Here is a 12,065-nt window from a genome sequence, read left to right on the forward strand (position 1 = left end):
CCGGTAGTACCTTGCAGGCATTGTGAGGCTACAACAAATTCAAAAATTGATCAATCAAAGGCTTATGAAAAGGCGATTAGTTCGAAAATTATTATTTGGTGCAGCTTTTATTTGTTTGCTTTCAACGCAAGCGTTTGCCCAGGATGGGTATCGTATGTGGCTCTCTTATGACTTGATTGAAAATCCGGATAAGTTGTCAGAGTACAGGGAGATGATCAATTATGTATCCATTCCTCTGAGTTCACCCACACTCGAAGCTGCCGGAGAGGAGCTTACACCGGGACTATCAGGTCTTTTGGGTGAGGATATTGCAACGACTAACCAGATGCAAAACGGGACAATTGTTGTCGGTACACCCGGTACATCTGATTTGATTGCTGGCTTATCTCTTGATGACGAGCTCAATCAGTTGGGTCCGGAGGGCTACTTCATTGAGCATCGTGTTGTCGATGGTAATCACTTGATGATCATTGCATCAAATGAAGAGATCGGCGTGCTCTATGGTGTGTTTGCGTTTTTGAGACAGTTGCAGACATTGCAGGATCTGGAAGGTTTGTCGCTTAAAAGCTCCCCAAAAGTGGAGTTTCGGGTTGTGAACCACTGGGATAATCTTGACCGTCTGGTAGAAAGAGGGTATGCAGGGCTTTCACTGTGGGACTGGGGGTCACTGCCTCATTACGAAGACCCACGATATGTCGATTACGCCAGGATAAACGCCTCCGTCGGTATTAACGCCACCGCGATCAATAATGTGAATGCTGATCCGAAGATTCTAACAGATCAGTTTTTAACGAAAGTTGCTGCATTGGCCGACGTGTTTCGGCCCTACGGAATTCAAACATTTTTGTCGGTCAGCTTTAATTCACCCGTCGATATTGGCGGTCTTGAAACTGCAGATCCGCTAAATCCCGATGTCGCAGATTGGTGGGAATCTAAGGTTGATGAGATATATGAGAAAATTCCTGATTTCGGTGGCTTTCTGGTAAAGGCAGACTCTGAGGGTCAGCCCGGCCCGCATGGTTATGGCCGTACTCATGCCGAAGGTGCTAATATGCTTGCAGATGCTCTTGCTCCACATGATGGCATTGTTTTCTGGCGCGCTTTCGTTTATGATCCGGCACAAACGGACCGTTTTCGAGAAGCCTATGATGAATTTGTTCCGCTGGATGGCCAATTTGCTGATAATGTGATCTTACAGGTAAAAAATGGCCCAATTGACTTTCAGCCGCGTGAGCCATTCTCTCCGCTATTTGGAGCGATGGAAGAGACTAACACGATGATTGAGCTACAGGTGACGCAGGAATATTTTGGTTTTGATCTGCACCTGGCATATATGGGGCCACTTTTCACAGAAGCCCTCACATCCGACACGTACGCTAAAGGGGAGGGCTCTACTGTAGCACGCGTTGTAGATGGATCCCTGTTTGGCTACGAACACACCGGTATGGCGGGTGTCATCAATCCGGGCAGCGATCGAAACTGGACAGGGCATCCATTTGTACAATCAAGCTGGTATTCATTCGGGCGCCTGGCCTGGGACCATACACTTACGGCAGAAGAGATTGCCGAAGAGTGGATTCAAATGACATACTCGACGGATGAAGAATTTATAGAGCCTGTCAAAGAGATGATGATGATGTCGCGTGATGCGGGAGTTAACTATCGTATGCCGATTGGTTTGACTCACTTGTATGCCCAGGGTCATCATTACGGGCCGGCGCCGTGGACTGCAGATCTGCCTCGGCCTGACTGGACTGCCGTATACTACCATAAAGCAGACGAAAATGGTGTTGGCTTTGATCGCACCGCCACCGGATCAAATGCTGTAGACCAGTATCAAGAGCCCGTTGCCAGCAGATTCAGAGATCTGAATCGGATTAGTGACGACTACCTTTTGTGGTTTCATCATGTTAGCTGGGATTACGAAATGAATACCGGACGCCCCCTTTGGAATGAACTGGTACACAAATATTATAGTGGAGTGGAACAAGTGCGGGAAATGCAGAATTTATGGAATAGAACGGAGGGTTTAATTGGGTCGCAGCGCTTTGAAGAAGTAAAATCTCTGCTCGAAATTCAGGAAAGAGATGCCATTCACTGGCGAAACGCATGTATTCTCTATTTTCAGAGCGTAAATAACCTGCCGATTCCAAATGGTTATGAGGCACCAGATCATACCCTTGACTATTATAAAGCCCTTGAACACACGAAATACGTTCCTGATCCCTGGTACAATTAATAATGGGTCAGCCTGTACAAGGAACAGCAGGCATGAAATTGAAAATAAAATTTAACTGGTAGCTCAAATTTAATGAATTCAGAATCAAACGTAACAACCACCGATACAGCAATTTATAAAGATTCATCATTGAGTATCCAGAAGCGGCTCGACCACTTACTCTCACTGATGACTGTAGAAGAGAAAGCTGCTCAAATGGTAGGTGTATGGAATGAGAAAGCTGATACCCTTCTTAACGCTAACGGGGAGTTTGATCTTGAAAAAGCAAAAGACTCTTATAGTGAAGGCCATGGGTTGGGGCAGGTTGGACGTCCGAATGAAGTGGTGAATGGTAAATCTGCAAGGGAGATAGCGACGCTGACAAATGAGATCCAAAAGTTTTTCATGGAACACTCCCGGCTCGGCATTCCGGTAATTTTTCATGAGGAGTGTTTGCATGGGCTGGCAGCAACAAACGCCACCAGTTTTCCTCAGCCTATTGCAATGGCAGGGACATTTAACCCGGATTTAATTGAGTCGATGTACGGGATTTCGGCACTTGAAGCGCGTGTTCGCGGCGGTCACCAGGCACTGACTCCGGTTGTTGATATTGCCCGTGATCCACGATGGGGACGGGTTGAAGAAACATTTGGTGAAGATCCTTACCTGGTGGGCCGAATGGGTGTTGCGGCTGTTAAAGGCTTCCAGGGTGACGCAAGTTTTTCAGACAAAAAAAGAGTTTTGGCTACCCTGAAGCACTTTGCAGCCCACGGTGATCCGGAAGCCGGCATGAACTGCGCACCGGTTAACGTATCGATGAGGGAACTTAGAGAGGTCTTTTTGCCCCCGTTTAAAAATGCCATCGATGAAGCCGGGGTGATTAGTGTGATGGCATCCTATAACGAAATTGATGGCGTGCCATCTCATGCGAACAAGTGGCTCCTTCAGGACCTGCTGAGAGACGAATGGGGATTTGAGGGATTTGTTGTCTCTGATTACTACGCAATTTGGGAGCTCTCAGACCGCCCGGACACACACGGCCATCATATAGCAAAAGATGGAAAGGAAGCCGCGAAGTTAGCAATCGAAGCGGGTGTGAATATAGAGCTTCCTGAACCGAACGCCTATAAAAATATTGTTGAACTTGTGAGTGAAGGTGCGCTTAAGGAATCACGGCTAGACGAGATGGTTCGGCCGATGCTGTACTGGAAGTTTAAACTTGGCCTGTTTGATGACCCATTTGTGGATCCTGAAGAGGCTGAAAAGATTTCCGGCGCCGAAGAACACCGGGACGTCGCAAAGCAGGCAGCAAGTGAAAGCGTTACACTGCTGAAAAATAACAATGATATTTTACCGCTTGATAAAAATAAGATCAAAAAAATGGCGGTCATCGGCCCGAATGTAAACCGAAGCCTTTTGGGTGGATACAGTGGCCGGCCTGTGCATGAATCAACATTTCTGGATGGTATTAAAGAGAAAGTAAACGGCCAGTTTGAAGTGGTATACAGCGAAGGGTGTAAAATTACAATTGGCGGTTCATGGGAAGAGGATGAGGTTGTTCTCGCCGATCCTGAGGAAAACAGGAAACTGATCGAAGAGGCCAAGGAAACTGCAAAAGATGCCGATGTAATTGTATTGGCAATCGGTGGCAACGATCAAACATCACGAGAATCGTGGGCACTGAATCATATGGGTGATCGCACGAACCTGGAAATGGTTGGTCAGCAGAATGAATTGGTACAGGCGATGGTGGAAACCGGCAAGCCCGTTGTTGCATTTCTATTCAACGGAAAACCGCTGGCCATAAATGATCTCAATCAACATGCAGATGCAATACTGGAATGCTGGTATATAGGCCAGGAAACGGGTAATACGGTAGCTGACATTTTGTTTGGTGATCTGAACCCGGGTGGCAAACTCCCGATCTCTTTCCCTCGCAGCGTGGGGCATATTCCCGCATTTTATAATCACAAGCCGTCAGCACGCAGGGGTTATCTGTTTGATGACGCCTCTCCGCTTTTCCCGTTTGGTTTCGGTCTGAGCTATACCACTTTTTCTATAGGTGACATCAAGCTGAATAAAAGTGTTATCAATCCTGATGAATCAACGGAAGTGTCTGTGGATGTAACTAACACCGGCAGCCGGGAAGGTACTGAAGTCGTGCAGCTTTACATCAGGGACAAGGTAAGCAGTGTAACGCGTCCGGTGAAAGAGCTGAAAGGGTTCAAGAAAATCTGGCTCAAACCGGGAGAAACCAAAACCGTGACTCTTGAGATCACACCATCTTCCCTCGCATTTTACGACATTCATATGGACTATACAGTTGAGCCGGGGGAATTTGATATAATGATTGGAAATTCTTCGGATAGTAATGATCTGAAAAGCACCATGCTTACTGTAAACTAACATTTTCAAACACCGGGGCGTCCTGCGTGAGGCAGGACTTTTCAGGCGCATCAAACACATAATTGACGGGGTAAATACATAAGATGAGTGAGCAAACAACGGGTACTGCAACATCGGATTCCGACGGTGTGAAGCTGGAACGACCGAGGTTGACATTTAAAGAGAAGGTAGGGTTTAGCCTCGGCGATATGGCATCTAACCTCTACTTTCAGACGTTTGTGCTTTTTTTGCCGATATTTTACACCGATGTAATGGGAATCCCGGCGGCTGCCATGGGAACTATGATGCTTGTGACCCGGATTTGGGACGCTATCACAGACCCCATGATGGGTATGATAGCTGACCGCACTCAAACGCGATGGGGTAAATTCCGGCCGTATATTCTCAGCTTTGCAATTCCGCTGGCTATTGCCGGGGTCTTAACGTTTACTGTTCCTGATTTTACAGTATCCGGTAAGCTGATTTACGCCTACGCCACTTACATGCTTCTGATGATGCTATACACGGCCATTAATGTGCCGTATGCTGCTTTGATGGGGGTCATCACACCAAACTCGATGGAGCGGACGGAAGTATCATCTTTCAGATTTGTGGCTGCGTTTGGTGGCCAGATTATTGTAGGAGCCGCAACACTTGGCCTGGTTCAATACTTTGGCGGTGAAAATGAAGCCCTGGGATGGCAGATGACAATGGTGGCGTATGGCGCACTGGCTGTAGCGCTGCTTTTTGCTACATTTTATCTCACAAAAGAGCGGGTCAGCCCAACGAAAGAAAAGCGCAATAAAGTTAGTGACGATCTGAAAGACCTGTTTCAAAACAAGCCCTGGGTACTTGTTGGAGCGGCCACACTGTTTCAGCTAACCTACATTGTAATGCGCGGCTCGTCAACAACCTATTACTTCCGCTATTTTGTCGGTGATCAGCAACTGGAGCTACTGGGCTGGACAATTGATCTTACCTATGCTATATTCGCGTCTTCGTTCATTACTGCCGGTACTATTGCAACGCTTATAGGGGCGGTCCTGACTAAATTTTTCACAAAGCTGATGGACAAGAAGTTTGTTTATTCCGGCTTTTTGCTATCAAGTGCGGCTTTTTCTTGTTTCTTTTTCTTTCTACAGCCCGATAACGTTCTGCTGATGTATACGCTGAATGTACTGGTCTCCTTCTTTTTTGGATCTGTTTCGGTGCTTCAGTGGGCTATTTATACCGATGCGGCCGATTATGGGGAATGGAAATTTGGCCGACGTGCCACCGGTTTGATTATGGCAGCGTCACTTTTCGCTCTAAAACTCGGTTTAACATTTGGAGGAGCAATTACCGGGTGGATGCTGGACGTTCACGGATTTGTCCCACTCGCTGAGCAAACAGGTGAAGCTATGCTTGGCATTCGATTACTGATGAGTGTTTACCCCGCAATCTTCGGGTTTATTGGAGGAGGCATTATGCTATTCTATCCGTTAAAAGATGCATTTATGGTGCAGATTGAAGAGGAACTTGAAGCGCGAAATGAAGCCGATGAAAATGCCTGATCAAATGAAACTGGCAGGATAAAGTTGGTATTCCGCAAACTGAAATGCTAATGTAAATATTACCTTATGAAACGAATAATCACCGCACTACTTTTGGCAACTGTAATGATTTCATGTGCTGAAAGTGAGATGGAGAGTAACCCGGCGGTCCCAACCCTTAAGAATGCATACGAAGATGCATTCTTTATTGGAACAGCATTGAATAGAAGCCAGATTTTTGGGCAAGATGAGGAAGGGGTACAGCTCACAAAAACTCACTTCAATGCCATTTCTCCTGAAAATGTGATGAAGTGGGAGAACATCCATCCTGAACCGGGTGTGTATGATTTTGAGGCAGCCGACAGGTTCGTGGAGTTTGGTGAAGAGAACGACATGCATATCGTGGGCCACACCCTGGTGTGGCACAGCCAGGTACCCGGCTGGGTTTTTGAAGACGAACAGGGAAACGATCTTTCCAGGGAAGCTCTGCTGGAACGCATGAAAGATCATATTGATACTGTAGTTGGCAGATATGCCGGCCGGATAGATGGGTGGGATGTAGTGAATGAAGCGCTGAATGATGACGGGACCTATCGTGAATCGCGCTGGTACGAAATTATTGGACAGGATTACCTGGTGAAAGCCTTTGAATATGCCCGCGAAGCTGATCCTGAAGCTGAGCTTTTCTACAACGATTACTCTCTTGAAGTCCCTTCAAAGCGTGATGGAGCAGTACGGCTGGTAGAGTATCTGCAAGAAAACAATGCGCCTATTACAGGTATTGGTACGCAGGGACACTTCAGCCTCGACTGGCCATCAATGAGTGACGTTGAGCAGACGATTACAGATTTTGCTGCCCTCGGTATAGATGTGATGGTTACAGAGTTAGAGGTTGATGTTTTGCCATCTGCAAGTGGCTACAGGGGAGCTAATATATCAGAGTCTGAAGAACTTCGCGAAGAGCTGAATCCCTATACTGAAGAGTTGCCCGACTCTGTTCATCAACAACTCTCTGACCGATATGCAGAACTGTTCGAACTCTATTTAGAGCATAGTGATGATATCACAAGAGTTACATTTTGGGGGATAACCGACGGCGATTCATGGAAAAATAATTTCCCGGTTCGGGGACGGACTAACTATCCGTTACTCTTCAACAGGCAATGGGAGCCTAAACCTGCGTATGATGCCGTCATCGAAGTCGCCGAGCAACATTCTGCGGAGTAACGATGAAAATTGAGAAAGCCAACGTAATAGTTACATGTCCCGGCAGAAATTTCGTCACGCTTAAAATCTACACGGATGAGGGTGTCTACGGATTGGGAGATGCCACACTTAACGGCAGGGAAAAATCTGTTGTATCATATCTTGAAGATCATGTGATTCCATGCCTGATCGGGCGGGATCCGGCCAATATCGAAGATATCTGGCAGTATCTCTACAAAGGTGCCTATTGGCGGCGCGGGCCGGTTACGATGTCGGCCATCGCTGCTGTGGATATGGCGCTTTGGGATATTAAAGGAAAAGTACTCGACACCCCTGTTTATAACTTGCTGGGCGGAAAATCCCGGCAGGGCGTAATGGTCTATGCTCATGCAAACGGCAGTGATATTGAAGAGACAGTGGATGAAGTTGGCCGTTATCTTGATAAAGGCTATCGGGCTGTTCGGGCACAGTGTGGCATTCCGGGAGTGGAATCAGTGTATGGTGTTTCTAAAAACAAAGAGAGTTATGAGCCCGCCAAAAAAGGATTGCCGCCGGAAGATACATGGTCAACCGAAAAGTATCTGAATCATATTCCAAAACTGTTTGAACAGTTACGGGATACATACGGTGATGATCCGCATTTTCTTCATGATTGTCACCACCGGCTTACGCCAATAGAAGCCGGTCGTGTGGGGAAAGAACTTGAGCCGTTTCACCTGTTTTGGATAGAGGATTGTACCCCGGCTGAACTCCAGGAGAGTTTTCGAATAATCAGACAGCATACAACCACTCCACTTGCGGTCGGCGAAGTATTCAATTCCATTTGGGATGCACAGCTACTAATCTCCGAGATGTTGATTGACTACATCAGAACATCAATTGTTCGCGGTGGCGGCATCAGCCATATGAAGAAAATAGCCTCTTTTGCAGAGATATATCATGTAAAAACCGGGTTTCACGGTGCGACAGATCTCTCCCCGGTGACTATGGCGGCTGCGCTTCATTTTGATTTGTCGGTTAATAATTTTGGAATCCAGGAACGGATGCCGCATCAAGAAATAGTAAGTGACGTCTTTTCAACAGCTTACTCTTTTGATAGCGGATTTATGTATCCCGGAGATGAACCCGGGCTTGGTGTTGATATTGATGAGGAAAAAGCGAAAAAGTATCCCTACGAACGGGCCTATTTGCCGGTTAATCGAAAGGAAGACGGTACGCTTTTTAATTGGTGAGTTGGAGATACGCATTGCTTGTCCGTTTGAAAACAATTAATTAATGTCCGTTAGTTCGAAGAAAATTTATGATAGTGAGGTTTCCTATGATTAAAAAAACAGTTCTTCTTCTCCTTTATATACTTATAGCTGTAACATCCGCTTCAGGGCAATTACGGCTTCCGCAGCTTGTGAGCGATGGAATGGTTCTGCAACGGGATTCTGACATCACCATTTGGGGATGGGCGTCTCCCGGCGATGATATATCAATCGAGTTCAGAGGCGATACGTATAATCAAACTGCTGATGACAATGGAAACTGGTCAGTTGAAATGAACAGGCAGGACGCGGGAGGACCGTTTACAATGCATATTTCAAGCGATGAAAATGAAACAATCAGGCTGGAAAATATTCTTGTTGGGGATGTATGGGTAGCATCGGGTCAATCGAACATGGAACTGCCCATGTACCGGGTTCGACCGCTATATGAAGACGAGATGCAGCAGGCTGATGATCCCGGCATACGGTACTTTGATGCGCCAAAAACGTATGATTTTAACACAAGCCATGAGGATTTTGGTTCAGGTTCCTGGCAGCAGATTACTCCTGAAACGATAGTAAATTTTTCGGCAACAGCCTGGTTTTTTGCTAAATCAATCCGTGAGCGATACGATGTTCCGGTCGGGATTATCCTTTCGGCTCTTGGAGGCTCGCCGGCAGAATCCTGGATGAGTGAGGAGGCCCTAAAAGAATTTCCATCACACTACAATGAGCTTCAGATGTTCAAAGATGGCACGCTCATTAAAGAAATTGAGGAGGCTGATCAAAAACGAAGCAGTTCCTGGTATGGTCAGCTGCAAAAAGCAGATGCGGGATATTCCAATCCGGAATCTCCCTGGTATGATCCTGCCACTGATTACAGGGGCTGGGATGAAATGAATGTGCCGGGATACTGGGTGAGTGAACCTTTGGGGCCGGTTAACGGCGTCGTTTGGTTTCAAAAGGAGATTGACATAAATGAAGAGCATGCGGGAAAACCGGCCACACTTGAACTGGGCAGGATCGTCGATGCCGATTCGGTTTTTGTAAACGGCACATTTGTAGGGACTACCAGCTATCAGTATCCGCCGCGATGGTATGATGTGCCGGCCGGTGTGTTGATGAAGGGAGTTAATGATATAGTGGTTCGGGTCATTAATTCAAGCGGCAGGGGGGGCTTTATCCCCGATAAACCCTATGAGCTCATCATAGAAAATGATACGCTGGATTTGAAGGGCACCTGGAACTATAAATTAGGTGCTGAAATGCCGCCTCTTGCCGGCCAGACATTTGTGCGCTGGAAACCAGGCGGTCTGTTTAATGCCATGATATCACCCGCACTGAACTACGATGTTAAAGGTGTGATCTGGTACCAGGGAGAATCGAATACGGATAGCCCCGAAGAGTACAGTAAGTTATTTCCTGCCCTGATTAAAGACTGGAGAAACAGCTGGGATCAACAGGAGCTGCCATTTTTGTATGTTCAGCTCACAAACTTCATGGGACCAAAAGATCAGCCCTCTGAGAGTAACTGGGCAGAACTCCGGGAAGCTCAGCGGCAGACGCTTGAGGTGCCCAATACAGGAATGGCAGTTACTATTGACATTGGGGAGTGGAACGACATCCATCCGCTAAACAAGAAAGATGTGGGTGAGCGCCTAGCAAGATCAGCAATGAAAGTGGCCTATGATGAAGACGATGTCATACATTCTGGGCCTGTGTTTGATGAAGCTGACGTAAGAGAGGGGAAAGTCGTTCTCTCGTTTACGTCAAAAGGGAGCGGTTTGGAACGTAAGGGAGAGCAGCTTCATGGGTTTTCGATCGCCGGGCCTGAAGGAGAGTTTCGATGGGCCAGGGCCACAATAGAAGGAAACCAGGTCATTGTTTGGCATCCGGAAATCGATTGCCCATCGAAAGTCCGATATGCCTGGGCCGATAACCCTGACGATGCAAATTTATATAACGTGGAGGGTCTGCCTGCTTCTCCTTTCCAGGTAGAGATTGACCGTTGATTATGAGCTCTCTAACGTAAAAAAGCCTGCCTGACAAGAAGAAACAGGTTGGCTTTGACCGGCATTACTTTTTTAATCAAAAGTGGTTTAATTCCCCGACCCTCTGGGTCGGAAAAGACAAAAGCCCCCCTTTGAAGGGGGAAGCGAACGGAGTGAGTCGGGGGATGACTTTCTGAGTTTTGAACTATCAAATAACTTGGTTCTGATCCACAATGAATCATCCCCCATTGCCCCCTTCAAAGGGGGACACTCCAAAATAAACTCCATATTGACCAAAAAGTTATGGTGTTCTAATTTGATACCTCGCGGGCTCTGCCCCGAGGTAGTTCATTAAGAATTGAATTAGTCATAGAACTACTTCTCAGCGTGATAATAAGGTTTGAATTACGCCAAGTGATAGGTGCTCTACTTAATCACGGAATGATGATGAGTTTGGTCACGGCCTGTCAGAGCCCGAAAGTCTTGTATAGACCATTTATTGTTGGTAATAAGATTTAATTAAAAAGCCGCTGCGAAAATAGGTACAGATCATTCTTCCAAACGTCGAAATCATGTCCGCCAGGTTCCTCATAATAGATGTGCGGTACATTGTGCTCTTCCAGGTATTCGTGCGTACGTTTGCTGATGCTTAACAGGTTGTCACCAAGCCCGCAAGAGATCCAAAGGAGGTTTAATTTTTCTTTACCTTCTTCAGGGTCGGGCAGCAATTCTTCGGGTTGTTTGGTATTGGGTGCAGATGAGAAACCGCCAACCCATGCAAACATGTCGAGGTTTCCGAGCCCGAAATTGAGCGATTGTCCGCCGCCCATCGACAATCCGGCAAGAGCGCGGTGTTCCCGATCGGTGTAAACAGGGTAGGTTTGTTCGATAAACGGGATTAAATCGTTGAGAAGCTCTTGTTCAAAATTTGCAAACGCTTCTACTTTGTCTGGTGCAAAAATATTACCGGTGGCGCGGTCATCTTCCATCGCACGGCCGTTGGGCATCACCACAATCATTGGTTCAAGCTTTCCCTCTGCATAAAGATTATCCAGGATGATTTGAGGATCGGCGTTATCCAGACATTCCGTTTCCGTTCCGCCTATCCCATGCAGTAGATAGAGAACCGGGTAAGTAGCGTCTTCGGGGTATCCGGGCGGTGTATAAATAACGGCTTTTCGGTTGGTTCCAACGGTTTCTGATGGGTACTCCACGGTGTTGATATTTCCGCGTTTAATACTCGTTTTTTCCATATCAAATCCGTCAGGAGCTTGTTCTATAGGGCGCTGTCCGTGAACCGGCAGCCAGATTAACCCGATCAAAGATATCAATAAAAGAAATTGTTTCATTTTCAATGAGTGTTTGTGATGTGTGAGGTTCAATCAATTCATCTATCCTGAAAAGCTATAGATGCAACCCTGCAGGTAATCTAGTATCGAATGTAAGATTCCAGTTCTCCAAATGAGGAGGTTGAATGGCAAAG

The 12,065-nt window shown here is 46.6% G+C and carries 6 protein-coding genes and 1 pseudogene; 6 read left to right on the forward strand and 1 reads right to left on the reverse strand.

Annotated elements, in window-relative coordinates:
- Positions 1 to 64: 64 nt before the first annotated feature.
- From AABW11_RS15290 to AABW11_RS15315, 6 genes are all read left to right on the forward strand, one after another.
- Entirely contained in the window at positions 65 to 2,239 is a 2,175-nt protein-coding gene (locus tag AABW11_RS15290) for an alpha-glucuronidase family glycosyl hydrolase (RefSeq protein ID WP_340105999.1), read from the forward strand.
- Between the two features lie 72 nt (positions 2,240 to 2,311).
- Positions 2,312 to 4,624, forward strand: coding sequence for a glycoside hydrolase family 3 N-terminal domain-containing protein (locus tag AABW11_RS15295; protein WP_340106000.1), 2,313 nt, complete (start codon positions 2,312 to 2,314; stop codon positions 4,622 to 4,624).
- Positions 4,625 to 4,707: 83 nt separating this feature from the next.
- Entirely contained in the window at positions 4,708 to 6,156 is a 1,449-nt protein-coding gene (locus tag AABW11_RS15300) for an MFS transporter (RefSeq protein ID WP_340106001.1), read from the forward strand.
- A 66-nt stretch (positions 6,157 to 6,222) separates the two neighbouring features.
- Positions 6,223 to 7,362, forward strand: coding sequence for an endo-1,4-beta-xylanase (locus tag AABW11_RS15305; RefSeq protein WP_340106002.1), 1,140 nt, complete (start codon positions 6,223 to 6,225; stop codon positions 7,360 to 7,362).
- Positions 7,363 to 7,364: 2 nt separating this feature from the next.
- Positions 7,365 to 8,573, forward strand: a complete 1,209-nt coding sequence (gene manD / locus AABW11_RS15310; RefSeq protein WP_340106003.1) for a D-mannonate dehydratase ManD — start codon at positions 7,365 to 7,367, stop codon at positions 8,571 to 8,573.
- 86 nt (positions 8,574 to 8,659) lie between these two features.
- Positions 8,660 to 10,603 (forward strand): sialate O-acetylesterase, encoded by a 1,944-nt coding sequence (locus AABW11_RS15315; RefSeq protein WP_340106004.1) that lies wholly within the window; start codon positions 8,660 to 8,662, stop codon positions 10,601 to 10,603.
- A 500-nt stretch (positions 10,604 to 11,103) separates the two neighbouring features.
- Here the strand turns inward: AABW11_RS15315 and AABW11_RS15320 are convergent.
- Positions 11,104 to 11,931: pseudogene (locus tag AABW11_RS15320) on the reverse strand (alpha/beta hydrolase); the annotation flags it as partial.
- Between the last annotated feature and the right edge of the window lie 134 nt (positions 11,932 to 12,065).

Source organism: Rhodohalobacter sp. 8-1, from assembly GCF_038150125.1.
In the GTDB taxonomy this organism is placed as follows: Bacteria; Bacteroidota; Rhodothermia; order Balneolales; family Balneolaceae; genus SW132.

Coding starts and splice junctions, on each gene's coding strand:
- AABW11_RS15315 (WP_340106004.1), top strand. CDS start 8,660: ATGATTAAAAAAACAGTTCTTCTTCTCCTTTATATACTTATAGCTGTA.
- AABW11_RS15305 (WP_340106002.1), top strand. CDS start 6,223: ATGAAACGAATAATCACCGCACTACTTTTGGCAACTGTAATGATTTCA.
- AABW11_RS15300 (WP_340106001.1), top strand. CDS start 4,708: ATGAGTGAGCAAACAACGGGTACTGCAACATCGGATTCCGACGGTGTG.
- manD (WP_340106003.1), top strand. CDS start 7,365: ATGAAAATTGAGAAAGCCAACGTAATAGTTACATGTCCCGGCAGAAAT.
- AABW11_RS15295 (WP_340106000.1), top strand. CDS start 2,312: ATGAATTCAGAATCAAACGTAACAACCACCGATACAGCAATTTATAAA.
- AABW11_RS15290 (WP_340105999.1), top strand. CDS start 65: ATGAAAAGGCGATTAGTTCGAAAATTATTATTTGGTGCAGCTTTTATT.